Genomic DNA, 18,296 nt, shown 5'->3' with positions numbered 1-18,296 from the left:
GGCGTCAGACCTCGATGCCGCTACGCACGAGAAGACGCTTGAGCGCCGGGCCGGGGTCGCCGCCAAGATGCAGCGTATGCACGCCGATGCGCGCGCCTTCCAGATCGAGATTGAACTGCGCGCGCAGGCTGCTTTCGATCCGCGCGAGGTAACCGTCCACGCCCGTGGCATCCGTCACGGGCATCAGGTTGATCAGCACCGACTGCCCCGCTGACTTGACCGGCCACATCAGATCGAGCGCGCGGCGGCGGCGCATCACGTGTTCGAAGAACGAATCGCCTTCATCGTCGTGCGGGAATACCAGCGCGACCAGCGACGATGTAACGCCTGCCGCCCGTTCGAGGCGCGTGAGGCGGCTGACGTCGAGCGCGAATTCGTATGGACAGTCTGGCACCGAACGCAGGATTTTTTGCACCTGCTCAGAATGCTCGACGCCGTCCGCGTAATAGCCGAGCAATACGAGCAGCAGTTGCAGATTGTCGAAATTCAGCGACAGGAACGGCATCCGCCTGATCGCCAGCACGGCGAGTAGCCGGCCATCCGCCGAAATCACCGGCGCGCACACCAGCAAAGCCGAGCTGGTGACGGGCTGCCCGTCGCTCCTCAGATGGGCGACCGCGTGGGTGTCGAGCGCGCGTGCGACGAGTTCGTCGTGCGGATCGAGATCGAACGCGTCGCCGATACGAGCGAGCGCTTGCCCTGCAATCTTGCCGCCGTGCACCGGATAGAGCCCGGCCACTTCGATCTGACATGCCTGGGCGACGAATTCGAGCAGCGCATGCGCGCCTGGCATGCCTGCCTGGTCGCTTTGATCCGGCGCGGCCGGCGCCTGATCCAGGCCGTGCACGACCGACAGACGGCGCAGTTCCGTAATCGAATCGCGCAGCGTCGTGGGTCTCGACAGCAGATCCTTCTCGAGCCGCTCGTGCGACAGGCGCATCAGGTAATGGCTATTCGTGATGGCGACGAGCCGGTCATTGAGATAGTCGTTCAACGTGTTCGCGCGTTGCGCGCGGTTGCCCCACGTATCGCCGAAATGCCCCGCGACGATCGTTTGCAACAGGCCGCCGGTGAAAAACAGCGTCGGCCAGGCTTCGGCGCTGCCGTGCATCAGTACCTGCCATGCGCCGATCAGCATCGCACAGGCCAGCAGGCCGAGCAGCGTGCCATAGCGCAGCGCGACGATCAGCGGCGCGAACCACAGCCACGGAAAACCCGCGTGCAGCAGAAACGGATCGTTGCGGTCGAATGTCCAGCACAGCGCGCCGATGACCGCGACGAAGACGATCGTCTCGACAACGGAAAACGGCCGCGTCACCGCGGGTGCAACGAAGCGCCGCAGCGCGCCCAGATTTCCGAACGGATTCGAGTGACGCGGCTTCGCCGCACTGGTGGCGGATTGCGCGGTGACGGTATTCACAGCCGACTCCTCATGATGTGTCGGGATACAGATGACAGCATGCGTGCGCCAGGCGGCGCGACCATCAACCGCGTACGCGCAGCGGCGACAACAGGCTGCCGATCAGCGACGATGCAACGCTCGACAGGCTCGAACGCGTCCAGCCGCTTTTCGACCCCGTGGCGCTCCACACGACCTGGCCCGACGCGACGTCGATCAACTCGAACGTGACGCCCGCCACCGGCTCGCCGTCCACGCCGACCTTGTAGCGCCACTCTTCCACTGCGCCGGTCAGCACGTATTTCACGTGCTGCTCGCGGGCCCATGCGAGCTTTTTCTCGCCCAGATCGCGCTGCGCGGTATCGAACATCACGTTCGCGGAAGGATCGACCGGCGCGATCCGCACGTCGGTCAGACCGTTGGCCCGCAGCGTATTCGCCGCGATCGCCGCGGCGCTGCTGCCGGCCGCGGGCGTCTCGGTGAAGTTCGCCATCGACACGATCGCCACCGGGTCCTTAGCGGCAAGCGCCGGCGATCCGCTTTGACGGATCGAACCGCAGGCGCCCAGCAACAGCGCCGACACCGCGACCAGCGCGGACCATTTGACGAGGCCGAACCCTCTATTCATGCTGTTCATCGAACCACTCCTCAGTAAGGTTGTTTTTGTCGCGGGCGCGCTAGCCCGCAGTATCGGTAGAACGGATCAGTAATCAGTAGTACCAGCTGTAGCGCGCGCCCAGTACCGTGACCGGCGTGCCGATTTTCGACACGCGCTGGTGTTGCAGAAACACGGCGAGATGGTCGTTGCCCAACACCGTCCCTGCAATGCCCGCGCTGAATTGCGGCCCCCAGCCCTGAATCGAATCGTGCAGCAGACCGACGTCGAAGAAAGGACGCCAGCGGTGCGTGTACTGTTCGAGCAGATCGTTGCCCGCGCCGAAAAAGAAACCGTATTGCGTGTAGGTGTCCGGCATGAAGTCGCGCGGAGTCGCCGGTTGCAATGCCACGGGCAACAGCCGCGAGATCAGCGGGTCGGCCTGCCCGCTCGCGCCGTAGCCGCCGTGCGTAATCAGCGCGCGCAGCGTGTAGTCCGGATATTGCGTGCGGATCCGGTAACTGACCTCGCCCGTCGACAGCACCCCGCTGCCCAGATACGTGCGGGCCTGGCTATAGAAACGATCCGCCTCCACGCTGCCCGAGAACGTTATGTGCTGCGTCATGCGATAGGTGAAATCGCCGATCACGTTGTCCTTCATCCCGCCCACCAGCAGCGATTGCGTTTCGTCCGCGACCTGATTGCGGCCGGCGCGCAGGCCGAGCGTGAGGGGCGAATTGCGGCCCAGTTCGCCTGCCAGATCGAGCGTGTAAAACGAGGTGGATGCAATGCGCCGGCCGCCCGTGACCGTGAGCGACGTGTCACGCGTGCGCCGCTCGCCATAGATGTTGAGCCAGCGGTCAACCGAGGGGACGTTGACCAGTTGCGTGATGTCGGTCGAATGCTGGAAATGCTGGACCGCCGTCACGCCGACGAGATATCGCTCGGCGATCTTGCGGCTGCCGGCAAGCGTCGTCTCCACATAGTCGAGCGGATGTTCGACGTAGTTGGTGACGCTCGCGTCTATCGATTGCGGCCAGTCGAGCGCCGTCTCGGTCACGCGGGTATGCAGTTCGGTATCTTCCGGCGCGCCGCCAAGCGCGTCGAATGCCAGCTCTTGGGCGCGGTCCGGCTTGTCCACGGCAATCGTTGCATCGATGCGGTCGTAGACGGGCAGTCGCGAACGCTCCTCGTCGAGCAGGCGCGTCATCTCGGGCACGTCGTTTTCGGCGAGGGCGATTGTCAGACGCGCGTCGGCGGGCCGCGACAGGCGCTCGGCGTATTGCTGCGCGAGCCAGCGCTTCGCCAGCGGATTGCTTTCGTGCGACAGTGCCCACGCAATCGCCACGTCTTTTGCGACCGCGCCCCGCACGCGTGCGTTTTGCGGCAAATCCGCGCCCTGCATCGGCGCGCCGCCAGGCAGGCCCTTCACCGCGCCGATCAGCGTGCGCCGCGTTTGTGCCGTGTCGGCGGGCGTCGCATGATTCGACATCAGCCCGTCGAGCAGCGCAGCCGACGTGTCGCCCGTTGCGAACTCGGTGGACAACGTGACGCGCCGGCCACGCAGATCGGCCACTGTTTCTGCGTCCTGCAACGTGCGCCCGCGCATCGACGCGCGTTGGGCATTGCGCGGCGTCGCGAGCTTGGCCTGTTCGTCCTGAAGTTGCAGCCACACTTTCTTGCGGATCGTCCACGCAAGTCCCGCATGGCCCGACTGTTCCTGCGCGTCGGCATAGGTAAGCAGCCACAGTGGATCGCGTGACATCACGCCGGTTTGACGGCGCAGATACTCAAGCGCCGCGACGGGACGATTCAGGCGCATTTCGGCTGCGGCGAACGGTCCCCACAACGCGGAACTCTGAGCGGCGCTGCCGCGCCAGCGCTTCAGCGCCGCCCGCAGATCGGCGTCGCTGCCGTAGTCGACCAGCGTCCATAGATACGCCGCGCTCACGTCGGAGCCCGCGCCCGGAAGATCGACCGCCCGCTTAAGATCGGCGAGTGCGTTTTGCGGCTGCCCCACGAGCCGGTAGTATTCGGCGCGCACGCCGAGCAGCGCGGGCGACGACTCCGCTGTCACACGCTCCTGCGGCGTGAGGCCGTCCAGCAGTGTGGCGATACGGTCCAGCGCCTGTGCGTCCAGGTAGTAGTAGATCGCGTCGCGCAAGGCGCGCGCCGTGTGCTCGCGCCGAAAACGCAATTCAGCAACGCGGCCCGCGTCGATCGGATAGGGATCGTAGAAGTCCGTCATTTCGCCCAGATCTTCCGACGTCGCGGTACCGTTGGCGAGCAGACGGCGATACGCTTCGTTGGCGTCGTCATCGCGTTGCAGCAACCGCGCCAGTTCCGCATAGTTGCGCCAGAAGATTTCGTCACCGGCTTTTGCGCCCGCGCGTGCCGACTTCAACGCGGCCAGCGAGGCGCGATAGTCGCCTTGCCGATACAGAACGCTCGCGGTGCGCAGAGCCGCCGTCGCGTCGTCCGGATGGCGCGCCTGGACTGCCCGGTAGATGGCGAGCGCCTGGTCGTCGTGGCCGGCGCGTTCGGCAAGCGTGCCGATGCGCTGATCGATTGCGTCGCCGTTTGCGCCGCGCGGCAACGAGCGGAGGAAGGACAGACCGTCGTCAGGGCGGCCAAGCCGCTCGTAGGTGGCAATCACGCTGTCCACCAGCTTCATGTCGCCGGGTGTGGCGTGAGCCTGATGAACCAGCGCGACCAGATACGCTTCGTCGTCGTTGAGCATGGGTGCGATTCGCAGCACGTTCTGCCAGCCGACGGGGTCGTTCGACACCTGCGCATATTCGAGCCAGGACTTGAGCGCGAGCGGCGGGTGCCTGTTCCATTCGGCCACCTGGGCGAGCCGCTTGACCCACAGCGCTGAGCGCGGGTCGCGCTGCACCTCTTGCGCGGCAATCTTCTGTGCGTTCGGCAAGTCGCCTGATTCGACGAACGCCTGGAACACGGTGTCCGCTATGCCCGCGCCACCAGCGGACCTTGCGGATGAAAGCGCTGCGGCTGACGGCGCTGCCGCTGCCGGTGTGCTCGCGGCTTTCGTCGCAGTTGCAGCAGTTGCAGCAGTTGCAGCAGTTGCAGCCGATCCGGCCGATGCGGTCGAGACCCGGACGACCCGCACCGCGCCCTGCCCTTCGACGCCGCCGCCTGCCGCGCGCCGGCTCGCGCGCAGGAAACCGCTATTCACCGCGACGGGGCCGTCCATGTACGCGTAGCTTGCGGTGTGAGCAGGCAGCGCTTGCGGCGACTCGTCGTGCGGTGCTATCGACGCATAGCGCGCCAACATTTTCGCGTAACGGTCAACCGCCGCCGGCCGGTTCGCTGCGCGCGCAACGCTCAGCAATACGACGAGCGTGCCCGGATCGTCGACGAGCTTGCCTGCGTGCGCGTCCGCCGCGGCGAGCGCATCGTCGAGCAGATTGCCCGCTTGCAACGCGCGTATGCCGGCCACGAAACAATGGCGTTGTTCATCGACCGTATGCGCTGCCGCCTGCTGACGGAACCATGCGTCCGCGGCCGCGCGATAATCGCCGACCTGAAGCGCATAGCGCGTGATTTGCGTGTCCCATTTCGTGCGTCCCTCGCGATCGTTCGCCGAGAGCCGTGCGTAGAGTTGCATCGCAAGGTCGGGCAGGCCGGCGGCAGCCGAGCGCTGCGCAAGCCATTCGACGTCCTTCGGCGCCCATTGCAGGTGCGCCGCCGCTTTCAGCTTCGCGCGGAAGCCGGCCAGTTCGACCGCGCGGTGCGGATCGTCCTCGGTAGTCGCAAAGGTGCGCTGTTCCGCCGTCGAAAGACGCAGCATCGTAGCGCTGCGCCGCATGTCGTCGGTGCCAAGCGCGTCCATGCGCGCGGCGATCCGCTCGGTATCGGCGGTGCGGCCAAGATACGAATATTGCGCGCCGAGCAGCGCGAGGAATTCCTCGTTGTCGGGCCGCACTCGCGACCATGCTTCCAGGTAGGCGACGCTCAGTTCGTTGGGCGCGCCTACCGAGGCGACGCGCTGGCGCAAGCCGCCGCGCGGCGACACGCCGTACAGCGCGAGCAGAACGACGCCCGCCAGCAGATAGACGAGCCAGGCCGGTGCGATACGAAGACGTTTAGCGCTCACAGGAAATCTCGACGGGCTGATAGTTCACCTGCAGACTTGCGGCCGCCGGCGTATCGAAGCGCACCGTATCCCCTTCGCGGCGCGTGGCGACCCGGCGTCCGGCCACGCTGACGCTGCAGCTCTGCGCACCGGCCAGGCGGACGAACGGCTGGTAATAGCCGCCGAATTCGAAGGACATGCCGTTCGGCTCGCGCCTGAAGTTGCGCACGAAACCATTAGCTTCGGTGATGTAGGGCCATGCACCCGACGTCGGAACCGCTTCGCGGCCAGCCGAGGGGTTGAACGACACACGTGCGGCGCCGTCCGCGATGTGAATGTAGATGCCGTCCGGTCCCGCCGAGTACCCGGTGACGCCGGTGGAGGCGCGCAGATCCGGCGTGCTCGTCGAAGGCCAATGCAGCTCGCGCACTTCGCCGTTGCCGCGCACGATCCAGTCGTCGCCCGCGCGGTTGCCCGCACCGGCACGCGCATCGGTGTCGCCATGCACGGCGCGCGCGACGGCGAATGAACGCCAGTCGAGCACCTTTTCCGTGTAGTCGGTCATCTGCACCGGCAGCACGGGCTGTTTGAGCACCGCCGTGAATATCTGGTCCAGCGCGCGCAGCGAGGCGATTTTCGTGCCGCTATACATGTGGTAGTACAGATCGATCGGCTTGAAGCGCAACGGCTTGTCCGTCATGTCGAAGGTTTCGAGCACGCGCGTGAAGCCGTAGAACGGGCCGAGCCAGTCGTTCGTATAGACGTTTTCGTCCTGATTCGGCGCGTAGACCTGGTAGGCGCCCGGCCCCTTATCCACGCCGATGGGCGCGATGTTGGTCCAGCTACTCGCGCTCTTCGTAATGACGGTATCGCCGCCGTTCACGTTGGCGACGCCCGCCGCGTACACCTTGCGAATCACGATTGCGGGCGGCTTGCAGTTGCCCGGCCATTGCAGGATGGTCGTCTTCTTGCCGGGCGGCGCGAGGCGCGTGTTGATGTAATCGATCGAGCCGGTCACCTCGCGATCGATGTCGAACGTGTAATTCGGAATGTTCAGGGAGAATGCGGTATCGCCGCCGCCGCGGTCTACCCGCTGGCCGGTCGTGGCATCCACACTGCCCCAGTCAAACGGATGCGAATAGGTATGCGTGCCGATCGCGACATAAGGCAGCGCGAACATCTTGCGCGCGATCTCCTCCAGACGCGGCGAAATCTTGGGGTAGAGGCCCGTGGGGCCGACTTCCCCCTCGATGACGGAGAGCGTCATGGGCACTTTGTAGCGCGTGAAAATCTGCTGATAGAGCGCGTCGCCTGAGTAGTCGGCGCCGGGGAATTCGGCGCGCGACGCAAAACCGTCGCCGTCCACGTGCGACATGAAAAGTCGCCGTCCGTTTTCCGTCGTCACACTCGGCGACGGCATCTGCGTGAGACGCAATGCGGCGGTGAGAAACGAAATGGGCTGAATCGCCCAGCGTTCCTGGTCGATGCCGTTGAGCGACACGACCGTGTATGGGCTCATCGCGAAGCCGCCCCATGGGGTGATCGCGACCGGGTCGACGATAGCATCCCCGCTTTGCACCCGCAGCAGTGGCCGGCTCGCGGCACCGACGCGCACGCCGGTCAGATCCCGCGGACCCAGCTTCGGATCAACTTCGAAGCCGATCATCCGATCGCGCGAGACCACATCCACCTTGTCGGTGAATGGACCTGACACCGCTTGCAGGTCGAGCGCGGGTCCTTCGTCGGCGGCCGCATCGAAACCGAACTGGCCGAGAAACGCAACGGGCACGTGGGAGGCGATGCGAGCATCCACCCAGTTGCGCCACGCCGCGCTGTCCTGCGTGCCGGTGCCCTGCAGCCACGCAACGACGCCGGCGTAACGGTCCAGCGTGATGCCATCGGGCAGCGGGTCCTTCACGTTCGCGTACTCGACGTCGTAGCCGAGATAGTTCAGCGGCGTCGCCAGATCGCGCACGCCGGGCGTTTCATCGAGCAACAGGTCGTCGCCGGTGTCCTGCAGGATCAGCACTTTGCGCGGCAGAACTTCGATTGCGCCGATACCCACCACGTTGCGCCTGACGTTGGTCACGTACGGCGTCACGCCCGTTGCCACCACCTGCGCGGCCGTCTTGCGCGCACATGCACGGTCGTCCGCGGCGCAGTATTCGACCGACAGCACAGGCACCCCCGTCTGCTGCATGAACGCTTGAGCGGCGACAATGCGCGCGGCGCTATCGTTCGCCGAGACGACGGCGTCTCCGTCGCCGTTGGCGCTCACGCCGCGAATGAGCGAAGCACCGACGACCGCATACAGCGCTTTGGCATGCGGCGCGGCGAGCTTCAGCGCGTCGGCGCCGCCAGCGATTAGGAGCGCGCCTGGATGCGCAGCGTGGATTGCGTCGACGGAGGCAATAGCATCCGGTGTATCCAGCAGAAAGCCGCGATAACCGCGTTGCCACAGCGGCTCGATCTGGCGGGCAACGAACGCATCGGCTGTGCCGGCATTTGCATCGGGATGCGTTCGCGCAAGCCATGCGGTATGGCGCAGCACATGTTCCGGGGGATTGAAATCGTAGGCGGGATCGACGACCACTGCGTCGAAAGCCTGTAGAAGATAGACCGGCATGTTGGCGCCGTCGAAAAATGCGACATTGACCGATGGCGCCTCGCGCGGTGCGCCTTGCGCTTTTTTCTGTGCCTGTGCTGGCAGGGGTGCGCCTTGCACTTTCGCGGGCTGAGCGTTTCCGCCGATGGAAATCGTAGCAAGCGCCGCCACAACGGCGCACTGCAAAGCACGCATCGCCAGTTGCGGATAAACCCGTCTGCACAGTTTGCGCTGCCGCCTCGACAGCCCATGTGGCACGTCGCGAAGCGGCGATTGCCCCTCGATTATCGTTTGAAACCCCGGTGTCATATTTTTTGTTCGCTTTTTTGGTCTTTCTCTGACCGACGATTAAGGCAGCATTTTCCTGGCTTTCACCCGACACCCCGACGCGACACACCGCGTTTTAAACGATTTCCCAGACTAACTCGGATAGCTGCACTATTACGGCCACCATTTCATTGGACCGGATTTATCATCAGCCCTCGTCCAGGCTGCGCATTCTAGTCGCACTCTTGTGTAAGCGCACGTATATTTTTTCGCCGAAAACTCGCTTCGCGTATTCAAAGTGGGCCGAACATCATAAAACAGACGACGTATGGAATCGCAATACGTTTGCGCAAACGTTTTACTGCCTCGGAAGATCGCCAGCAAGCCACATTCGTTTGAAAATAATTAACGATTCGCGAAGCCAAAAGGTCTATTTGTTGAAAATATGCAACGGCAGCTGACTCTTACGGGAAGTCGGGTATCGCGCGGAAAAACTCGCGAAACGCGAATTATCCGAACCCGCGCGCGACCAATCACCGCGCCGAATGCCGCACAGCCGCGTGCCGAAATCAAATTGTCATAAGGGAAAAAGTAAATATCGGACGGCGTAGAAAGTCAACTGCGCGCGCTACACGCTGTTCACGCCGCTGTATCTCGGTGTCAACGTACTTTCACGAAGCGTCCCCGTATCACTATGGCGATCACGCCGCGCCCAGACAGAGCACCATCACTTGCTAACCACAGCAGTCATCGCCGCTTCCTGATTCTGCCCCCCGTCCGATGCTGCTGTCGAATTGCTGGCCAGTTGAGCGCCGGTCAATCGCCGCTGCGAAGGCTCGCTAATAACAAGGGTGACCCGTAGCAAATCCCCCATGCGCTCATCGTAATTCACCCCTAGCAGGCTGCGGAAATACCCGAAGCAATCACGAGCGACTTTCCTCCCGACGGGGAAGCTGGAGTCGCTTTTTCCACCATCCGGGAATTGATTGCCCGATTCCCGTCTCTGGTGGCTAGTCGATGCCGTTTTTAGCCCCGATTTAGCTTATTGCGCCACCTGAGTACGGATTTGTCCCAAGGTGCGCATACGAACCAGGTTGTACGCCGCCATCGTCAGCACAAACATCTGATCCACTTTCTTCAGGCCGCGCACCATCACCTGACGCATGCCCCCAACGGTCTTGGCCCAGCCGAATCCCTGCTCGATCAGCTTGCGCTTTTGCTGTGAGACGGCGTAGCCCTCGCTTTGGGCAATCGCATCCGGCACCGCCGAATGGCGTCCCGACTTGTTCTGCGCCACATGCGGCGTGACCTTCATGTCCACACAGGCTTCCACGAACTCCTGGGCGTCATAGCCCTTATCAGCTCCGAGCGTAATCTCACGCGTCGGGTCATCGAGCGCCTGTCTGGCATCGTTAATCATGGCCCTGGCGGCTTCGCGCTCGGCATAACCATCAGCGATCGTCACCACGGCATTGGCCACCAGACCGTGGCGGTTGTCGCTCAAGGTACGACCCATGTAGCGCAATTCACTGGCCGTGCCGCCTTTACGATAGAGCCGTGCATCAGCATCGGTCTTCGACTCATGGGTGTCGTTGCTACGCTTCTCGCCTTTGAAGTTGCCCCCATCGCCGTTGGCCTGGTCGTCATCGTCACGGCGCACAAAGCTCTTATGGCCGGCCCAGGCCTGGATCAGCGTACCGTCAACGCTGAAGTGCTCGCCTGATAGCAAGTCTTTCTGCTGTGCAATGGCCAGCACCTCATTGAAGAACTCGATGACCGCGTCATGTTTAATCAGCCGTTCCCGGTTCTTGGTGAACACAGTTGGCACCCACACGCTATCGTCCATCGACAGCCCAATGAACCAGCGCAACAGCAGGTTATATTGGACCTGCTCCATCAACTGCCGCTCGGAGCGCACGCTGTACAGCACCTGCAACAACATCGCCCGCAGCAATTTCTCCGGCGCTACGCTCGGCCGGCCGCCTTTGAAGTCAGCTTCATACATGCCGGCAAACAAGCCGTTCATCTTCGACAACGCGGCGTTGGCCATCTTGCGAATCGCGCGCAGCGGATGGTCAGCTGGAACAAAGTCTTCCAGCTTACGAATCGTGAACAAACTCTCGGTGAAGATGTCGGCGCCGCGCATCATTTCTCAGGGTAGTGGCTTCCTCAGCATAACGTTTCATGCGACTCATCCGCTGACTTGCCGTCGTCGGTATTTCCGCAGCCTGTTAGGTCAACCTTCGTTTTAACTGGGATTTGAAACTGACTGGTTGGTAGGAGCACTCCCCGCGTGCTTTTAAGCTCTTGAAGACCGCGCAAGGTTTAGGCCAAAGCCTTTGAATCGGCAGCGAGCCGTTTACGCCAGGCAATCCATCCGACAACAATCGATAGTGTTGCGACGACAAGCGGCGCCACCCCATGTCCGTATTCGCCGTGCACTGTCACGGTTGCCAGCGCGGCCAACATCACGGTGCAGCCGAGCGCCGAGCCCCACAGCCGCGTCCGTGCTCGCGCCAGCAGAACAGCGGTCATGAGCTCCAGCGAACCGGTCACGAAATGGAACCAGTGCGGATATCCCCACTTCAGGTATTCCTCGAAGATGGATCGCGGGGCGACGATGTTGCTGAGTGATCCCACGACGAAAAAAGCCGCGAGAACCAAAGGCAATAATATCTGGCGCCAGGAGATCTTGGACATTCGTTCTACCTTCTGCAATGAGGGCGCCGCGAGACCAGTGTGGCCGCCTGGTCGACGAGCCGATACGAACTACTTTGTTCATGCCGTGGTGGCCTTGTAGGCCGCCGCAAAGACATCGCGAGGCGATGTCGTGCCCGCGACGTGCTCCGTGCCCGCGACGCCGAGGTCCATCCAGCCCGCGTTGACCGCATCGAACATCGCTTCGGCCGGTCCGGTGTGGCCCTTCGGAATGCCGAACTGTTCGAACGATGCCGCCCACCCGGCCCGCGGGATGGCAAAGGCCTTGACGTCGCGCTGCAAGACTTCGCCCAGTTGGGCGGCGACTTCATCCGCGCTGACCATCGAGCCAAGCTCGACGACGCGATGCCCCGACCACGCTGGCCCGGTCAGCAGCGTTGCCACCTCGGCGCCGATATCGTCGGTTGCGACCATGGTCGACTTTCGGCTCGTCGGGTCGTAGTAGACGGGTAGCGTGCCGTCCTGGGCAACGTGCAAGCCGTAAAGGAAGTTTTCGAAGAAGCCGCCGGCTCGCACATAGGCGATCGGCAATGTCAGGTGGCGCAGTCCCTCCTCGAGAAGCGACAGCGCCGTGATCATTCCCAGCCCGCTGGTTCTGTTCGCACCCATCGACGACAGCACAACCACCCGCGGCGGCACTGCCCTGGCCAGCGCTTCGACATAGTTCGCGATCACGCTCTTTGCTTCCCTGAAATCCGGCGACGGTGCCCAGACCGCCGGCAGCATGACAAATGCACCTTCGACTCCTTCGAGCGCCCTCTCTACGGCGGCCGCATCATTCCAGTCGCCGTCGACCAGTTCCACACCTTGATCCGCCCAATTCGCCGCCTTCTCGCGATTGCGGACCAGCGCCCGGACTTTCCTGCCTTGCGCCAAAAGATGTTGCGCCGTTGCGCCGCCTACGCGTCCCGTGATTCCCATAACCAGAAACATGTACTTCTCCTGAAATTAGTATCCTGCGACTCCACCAAACGCCCGGTCTAGAGGTCCGCCGGAGTGAGGAACGGTCTTTGTCTGAGGGCAGGTCTATCATAGAGACCTCTGCCCCGCGCCGTAAGGAGGCAGTTTTTTGTTACCAGAAGAGTCAAAGGGAACCCGAATGAGCACGTCCCAGAGTGCGATCGACAGATTCAGCCGATATCAGCGTCAATTGGCCGACGCCCAGCCGGCACACTGCGCGGTTCGCGACGTGCTCGACCGCATCGGCGACAAATGGAGCATGCTCATGGTCATGGAACTCGCGACGCGATCGCAGCGCTTCAGTGAGCTTCACCGGGCCATCCCGGACATTTCCAAGCGCATGCTGACCCAGACACTGCGCGATCTCGAGCGCGACGGACTCGTCACTCGCCATGTTTTTTCAACGAGGCCGCCGACCGTCGAATATCGTTTGGCCGCACTAGGCCAATCCCTGTTGGAACCGATGGCGGCGCTCATCGATTGGGCCGATCGTCGTTATCCGGAGATCCATGCCGCGCGCGTCCGCTTTGACGACGCACCCGGTGATGTCCCGCGCTAGATGCCTGGCCTAATGTGAGCGTGATGGTGAAAGCCTGAAGCGGTCAGCTTATGTTGGGCTTCGCAGATGGCGCGGAAGGACACATCTCTCGTTTAGTACTCGACTTGGGACGCCGAGGCGAAAACCGCATTGAGAACGCGTAGCAGGCGCGCGGGGAAGCGAGTTGGCGCCGACGCGGTTATACCGCAGAGGCCATCACATTTTCTCTGACGGCGCGACCCATTGCGTCGCCTTGCCCGAATCAAGGGCTTCCACCAGCGCGGCGAGCGGCATAGGCTTAGCGATGTAATAGCCTTGGGCTTGCCCGGCGCCGATTTCGCGCAGCGCAGCGAGCGTCATCGCATCTTCGACACCTTCCGCGACTACACGCAGGTCAAGCGATTCCGCCATGCGCACGATCGCGCGGACAATAGCCCGCGTGCGCGGATTCGACGATAGGCCGAAGGTGAACGACTTGTCGACCTTGAGGCCGCTAAAGCGATACTCGTGGACATAGCTGAGCGACGAAAAACCCGTCCCGAAATCGTCCAGTACCACGGACACGCCGTTATCGGCCAAACGCTGCATCGTACGTCGTGCTATCTCTGGCTCCGCAATCAGCGCGCCCTCTGTTAATTCCAGGCAGATGCGCGACGGCGCGACTCCGTGCTGCTGGAGGAGCGCGAAGACATCGTCCGCAAAATCCTCGCGAGTCATGCTGTAACTCGAACAGTTCACATGTACGGGCGGCCAGCCGGCGAGCCCCGGCTGGGCGAGTATCACTGCGATACGATTGAGCATGTATAGATCGAGCCGACCCATTACCCGGAGTCCTTCCATCGCAGGCAGGAATTCTCCAGGGGTGAGCACGCGGCCGTCTGGCTGGCGCCAGCGAATCAGGGCTTCGAGCGCAGTCAAGCGGCCGGTGGCGGTACAGACGATCGGCTGAAAAAAAGGCACGAGTTCATCGTCTTTTTTGAGCGCAGCGCGCAAGCTGCCTTCCTGTTGCATCTGATCCGAAACCTGGCGTCGCAATTCCTGATTGAACACCACGTAACTGTCACGCCCGCCGTTTTTCGCCCGGTACATCGCCGTATCGGCATCGCGCAGCAGGTCCGCCGGTTCGCCGTGAAAGTCATCGTCAGCGGACACAATGCCGATACTGCATGACGAAAAAACCACGTGATCGCCGATAGAAAACGGCACGTCGAATGCTGACAGTATCCGCTCGGCGAGCTCGATCGCGTCTTCGACGGAAGCCTCGGCGGAGAGGATCGCGAATTCATCTCCGCCGAGGCGCGCAAGCATGCATTTATCCGCGAGACAATCACGCAGCCGCGTGGCCGCCGACACCAGGAGTTGATCGCCGAAATGGTGACCCAGACTGTCGTTCACGACTTTGAAGCGATCGAGGTCGAGGAACATTACTACCAGTTGCTGCCCGGCGTCGCGGTGCCTCGTCCATTCCGCACCAAGCCGCTCGAGCAAATAGCGGCGATTAGGCAGGCCGGTTAGTGCATCATGAAAGTTCTCGTGCCACAGTTGCGCGTTTGCCTCGTCGAGCTCCCGCGTGCGTTCCTGGACGCGTGCTTCCAGCTCGACGTTGGCAGCATGTAGTGCATCGGCGGCGCTGCGTCGTGATAACGCGGTGTCGATGTGACGTGAAACAAAGGTCAGCAGTTCCTGATCGCGCGGCGTGTAGTGAACGTCCGGGGAGTAGCTTTGCACTGCAAGCATGCCCCGCACGTTGCCGCCTTCGAAAAGCGGGATGCCGAGCCAGGAACGTAGATTGAGCTGATCGTGGTCAAGTTCCACTTTTCCTTCGCGAATGAGGCACTCTGCATCGGCGCGATTCAGTAGACACGGCCGACGCAGCGAGATCACGTATTCCGTGAAACCTCGTTTGCGACGTCGCGGGGCCGGCTGATGGTGAACGAGTTCATCGGCGTAGTAAGGAAACGAAACCGTTTCGGTATTCTCATCGTAAAGCGCGATGTAGAAGTTATGCGCGTCGAGCAGTTCTCCGAGGATGCCATGGAGATCGCGGAAAAACCCGACCATGTCTCCCGGCGCGCTAGACAGTTCCGCGATTTTGAAAAGCGCACCTTGCAAATGTTCCGCGCGTTTGCGCTCCGCCACCTCCTGACGCAACGCAGTGTTGACTTCTGACAGTTCGGATGTTCGCCGGGTGACGGTCTCTTCCAGATTGGCGCGATGAAGAATTCGGTCCAATGCCATTGCAACGTGACCCGCGACTACCAGGAACAACGCGCGGTCTTCGGCGCTATAACTGCGCGACACGTCGTACACCTGCATGGCAAGCATCCCGAATACTTCATCCGATGCATTTTTTAGCGGGGCGCCCATCCAGAATTCCGGGCGGTCGCCAACGCAATAGAAACGTCCCTGCTTTTCAGCCTCGATAATGCCCGCAGCGTCGATCAGCAACGGTTGTCCACTGGTCAGCACATGGCCCGTCAATGACAGGCGGTCCGGGTCGACGACGTCGTAGCTTTCCGGCTCGAGCGCCTCAACGTCGATAACATCGACGTAATACGGATAGGTGATGCGTCCGCTTGCCTGTTCATACAGCGCGAGATAGAAGTTTTCCGCGTCGATTATCGTCGCGAGCTGTCGGTGCACGGCGAGCAGGAAAGCCGAGCGCTCTCGGACAGTGCTGGCTATGTAGGCGATTTCGTACAGTACCTGCTGCGTCTTCTGCGCGCGCGCGAGCGCGTCCGCAAGCAGTTGCACTCCCAGCGCATTCGCGAATGCGGCAAGGGCCTCCTCATGCGGCTGCGCAGGCGGTGCAAGGAGCCATCCGAAAGCGCGGTCGCTGGGTCCTGCCGGCCAGCAATGCAGAGCTTCCGCCTCGCAAAACTCGTTGAGTTTATTATTGGCCAGAACTTCCGGCCATACCCGGTGAGCGCGGGCATGCGCCGCCAGATGTAGTTTTTGTCCCGCGCGATACCATGCCCATTCTCTTCCGCGAAGAAGGTCGCCCGACGCTCGAAGGAGGTTATCGATCGATGCTGTCGCCTCTGTCGACGCAGTCAGGTGTATCACTGGACTTCCGGCAACTGTCGTCGGATTGTCGTCCTTCACTCCTGTCAAGCCGCGATGGTCCCCGGAAACGATATTCATCGACGCTCCATGCAATATTGGTCTTGCATGCCTCCACATCCAGTAACGATCTCTATGGTGTCGTCGGAGCTGTTTAGAATTTGCCTGCCGACACTCGCTTAACGGCAACTGGCGGGTTTTCCTTTATGGCGACATCATTTCCATGTGGGCAGCGGTCTGCGGCAAGCTCTCAGAGGAGCCCGCTAATCGCGATGACTTCCGCGGCGGGTGCGGCTAACTGTGCGAAGGACATCTGGCCGTTACACAACTCCGCTGTCCGAATCAATGTGTTAAGCGATTCGGCTTCCTCGACGCGGCCGTAGTCAGACTTTGCACGTGTGTCGGAGTGGCGAACCAGTTCCTCCCATTCTGCCATCGTCATCTCAGCGATGGCTTGGAGTTCTGCTCTTTCGGCGCCATCCCGCGCCCGGAACGGCGCCGGACCCGATAGATAGCCGGGAGGGGCAGCTACGCGGCCACGGCAAGGGCTCCGCTCTCGTTGTCCTTCACGACTAGCAGCGCAACAGGCACCATCGACGCGGACCTCGCATTCGGTCAAAGAACCCAAGACGCGGTGGATAAACGTGAAGCAACATCGAAGGGCTCCCGTGCGCTTTTGCCGCGACACGCGCTGGCCCAGCCAGCCCCGGGCTGTCGTCATCGCTTTTGAGCCCAGAGGGTGTTAGGCACTTGGACAGTCGGCGCAACATGTACAAGCATGAGCATGGCGAAGACAACGAAGTGCAGGCCTGCTAACGTTTCAGGTAGGCGCTCGTAGTCTCGCGCCAGTCGTCGGAACCGGTTGAATCAGCCGAAACTACGTTCGACAATCCATCGGCGCGGCAGCAGCACGAAGCCCTTCTTCGCCTCTGGCAGTTTGATGATCTGCAGTTCGATGCCTTCGTCATGCGCAGCCTGTCGGGTTGTGTCACCGGTATAGCCCTGGTCAACGAATGCAAGCTTTACCGCCTGAGCAGTTGCCTGCTGAACCTGACGTGCAAGCTCGGCTGCCTGTGCGCGCTCCTGCTCGTTGGCCGGCGTGATGTGCACCGCCAGCAGCAGACCTAACGTGTCGACAGCCGTATGGACTTTGCCGCCTCCCTTGCGCTTGTGACCGTCGTAACCCGCGCGCGGTCCGCGCTCGCAGGTGGACTGCAGGGTGCGCCCATCCAGGATCACCGCACTGGGCTGACCCGGACGCTCCTGCGTGACCCGAATGACGGGTCGCACATCACTGACCATTGCCTCGAAGCAGCCCGCGTTCAACCAGCGTTGCATTTGCTGGTAGACCAACTCCCATGGCGGAAAATTGGTCGGCAACATACGCCACGACGCACCCGCGCGCGCCATCCAGCCCAACGCATTGAACATCTCGCGCAGTTCATACCGCCGCTGTGGCGCATCTTCATTCATCAACGTTAGATAGGGGGCCGCAAAGCTCCACTCTTCATCCGAGACATCTGTGACGTATGGCTTGCGTTCTGTCACTCCGCCAGGGTACCAGGTCTGGCGAAAAGTGCCTAACACCCTCTAGCAGGCTGCTGAAAAGCGCCCCGTCATGACGACCGAAGCTACGTTCAGGAGACTTGCGCGTGCAATTTCCCGCTGAATTACCGGTGTGCCGCGCGATCCGCGCGGGGCATGCGCACGTATGCAGCCCTGCTGGCGCGCAGTCTTCACGCCGTGACGGCTCATCGCGCCGCTCCTTGCGGCACCACCCCTGGCATTCGGGCCATGCGGGTCAGATTGCTCGCAACCATCGTCAGCTTGAAGTGCTGGTCGACGCGCTTGATACCGTGATAGACCGTCTGCCGGATCCGACCGACCGTTTTATCCCAGCCGAAATGCTCTTCGATTCGTTTGCGGATGATCTGGCTGATCCGGTAGCCCGCATGCCGCGAAGTGCGACCGTCGATTGCGCTTGCGCCGACCACCAGCCCCGAGCGGTTCTCCATCAGGATGTGCCCGTTAACTCCAAAGGAATTTTCTCTGCCC

General features: G+C 62.2%; 9 protein-coding genes and 2 pseudogenes. 1 reads left to right on the top strand and 10 read right to left on the bottom strand.

Features of this window, described 5'->3' with window-relative positions; all coding sequences use genetic code 11:
• Window positions 1–4 precede the first annotated feature (4 nt).
• The 7 genes from AB6809_RS22285 to AB6809_RS22255 all read right to left on the bottom strand — a co-directional run bounded on the left by AB6809_RS22285 (window position 5) and on the right by AB6809_RS22255 (window position 12,613).
• Complete coding sequence (locus AB6809_RS22285; RefSeq protein WP_371027190.1) at window positions 5–1,420, bottom strand: PelD GGDEF domain-containing protein; 1,416 nt, start codon at window positions 1,418–1,420, stop codon at window positions 5–7.
• Window positions 1,421–1,484: 64 nt separating this feature from the next.
• The gene (locus AB6809_RS22280) at window positions 1,485–2,036 is read right to left on the bottom strand and encodes a penicillin-binding protein activator LpoB (RefSeq protein ID WP_371027189.1); all 552 of its coding nucleotides are present in this window, start codon (window positions 2,034–2,036) and stop codon (window positions 1,485–1,487) included.
• A gap of 73 nt (window positions 2,037–2,109) precedes the next feature.
• Window positions 2,110–6,111 carry a tetratricopeptide repeat protein gene (locus tag AB6809_RS22275; protein WP_371027188.1) on the bottom strand — a complete coding sequence of 1,334 codons (4,002 nt, stop codon included), beginning with the start codon at window positions 6,109–6,111 and terminating at the stop codon, window positions 2,110–2,112.
• A complete protein-coding gene (locus AB6809_RS22270; protein WP_371027187.1) occupies window positions 6,101–9,004 on the bottom strand; it encodes a sugar ABC transporter in 2,904 nt (967 codons plus the stop codon). The genes AB6809_RS22275 and AB6809_RS22270 overlap by 11 nt, the downstream gene beginning before the upstream one ends.
• A 1,000-nt stretch (window positions 9,005–10,004) precedes the next feature.
• The gene (locus AB6809_RS22265; protein ID WP_371027286.1) at window positions 10,005–11,108 is read right to left on the bottom strand and encodes an IS5 family transposase; all 1,104 of its coding nucleotides are present in this window, start codon (window positions 11,106–11,108) and stop codon (window positions 10,005–10,007) included.
• Between the two features lie 179 nt (window positions 11,109–11,287).
• Window positions 11,288–11,662 carry a DoxX family protein gene (locus AB6809_RS22260; RefSeq protein ID WP_371027186.1) on the bottom strand — a complete coding sequence of 125 codons (375 nt, stop codon included), beginning with the start codon at window positions 11,660–11,662 and terminating at the stop codon, window positions 11,288–11,290.
• A gap of 78 nt (window positions 11,663–11,740) precedes the next feature.
• Window positions 11,741–12,613 carry an NmrA family NAD(P)-binding protein gene (locus AB6809_RS22255; RefSeq protein WP_371027185.1) on the bottom strand — a complete coding sequence of 291 codons (873 nt, stop codon included), beginning with the start codon at window positions 12,611–12,613 and terminating at the stop codon, window positions 11,741–11,743.
• Window positions 12,614–12,779: 166 nt separating this feature from the next.
• Between AB6809_RS22255 and AB6809_RS22250 the strand changes: the two genes are divergently transcribed.
• Window positions 12,780–13,199, top strand: coding sequence for a helix-turn-helix domain-containing protein (locus AB6809_RS22250; RefSeq protein WP_310034862.1), 420 nt, complete (start codon window positions 12,780–12,782; stop codon window positions 13,197–13,199).
• Between the two features lie 195 nt (window positions 13,200–13,394).
• On the opposite strand, the gene AB6809_RS22245 is transcribed toward AB6809_RS22250, so the two are convergent.
• From AB6809_RS22245 to AB6809_RS22235, 3 genes and pseudogenes are all read right to left on the bottom strand, one after another.
• The gene (locus AB6809_RS22245) at window positions 13,395–16,322 is read right to left on the bottom strand and encodes an EAL domain-containing protein (RefSeq protein ID WP_371027184.1); all 2,928 of its coding nucleotides are present in this window, start codon (window positions 16,320–16,322) and stop codon (window positions 13,395–13,397) included.
• Between the two features lie 636 nt (window positions 16,323–16,958).
• Window positions 16,959–17,789: pseudogene (locus tag AB6809_RS22240) on the bottom strand (IS5 family transposase).
• A gap of 203 nt (window positions 17,790–17,992) precedes the next feature.
• A pseudogene (locus AB6809_RS22235) lies at window positions 17,993–18,229 on the bottom strand (transposase); the annotation flags it as partial.
• Window positions 18,230–18,296: the final 67 nt, after the last annotated feature.

The organism is Paraburkholderia sp. RCC_158, assembly GCF_041355255.1.
Taxonomy (GTDB): Bacteria; Pseudomonadota; Gammaproteobacteria; order Burkholderiales; family Burkholderiaceae; genus Paraburkholderia; species Paraburkholderia graminis.
The sequence above is the reverse complement of the archived record's forward strand: the minus strand, read 5'-3'. Positions and strand labels throughout refer to the sequence as shown.

What these genes read in the sequence shown, in the direction of transcription:
- AB6809_RS22280 (WP_371027189.1), bottom strand. Translation starts at nt 2,036, where the DNA reads ATGAACAGCATGAATAGAGGGTTCGGCCTCGTCAAATGGTCCGCGCTG.
- AB6809_RS22270 (WP_371027187.1), bottom strand. Translation starts at nt 9,004, where the DNA reads ATGACACCGGGGTTTCAAACGATAATCGAGGGGCAATCGCCGCTTCGC.
- AB6809_RS22265 (WP_371027286.1), bottom strand. Translation starts at nt 11,108, where the DNA reads ATGCGCGGCGCCGACATCTTCACCGAGAGTTTGTTCACGATTCGTAAG.
- AB6809_RS22260 (WP_371027186.1), bottom strand. Translation starts at nt 11,662, where the DNA reads ATGTCCAAGATCTCCTGGCGCCAGATATTATTGCCTTTGGTTCTCGCG.
- AB6809_RS22255 (WP_371027185.1), bottom strand. Translation starts at nt 12,613, where the DNA reads ATGTTTCTGGTTATGGGAATCACGGGACGCGTAGGCGGCGCAACGGCG.
- AB6809_RS22250 (WP_310034862.1), top strand. Translation starts at nt 12,780, where the DNA reads ATGAGCACGTCCCAGAGTGCGATCGACAGATTCAGCCGATATCAGCGT.
- AB6809_RS22245 (WP_371027184.1), bottom strand. Translation starts at nt 16,322, where the DNA reads ATGAATATCGTTTCCGGGGACCATCGCGGCTTGACAGGAGTGAAGGAC.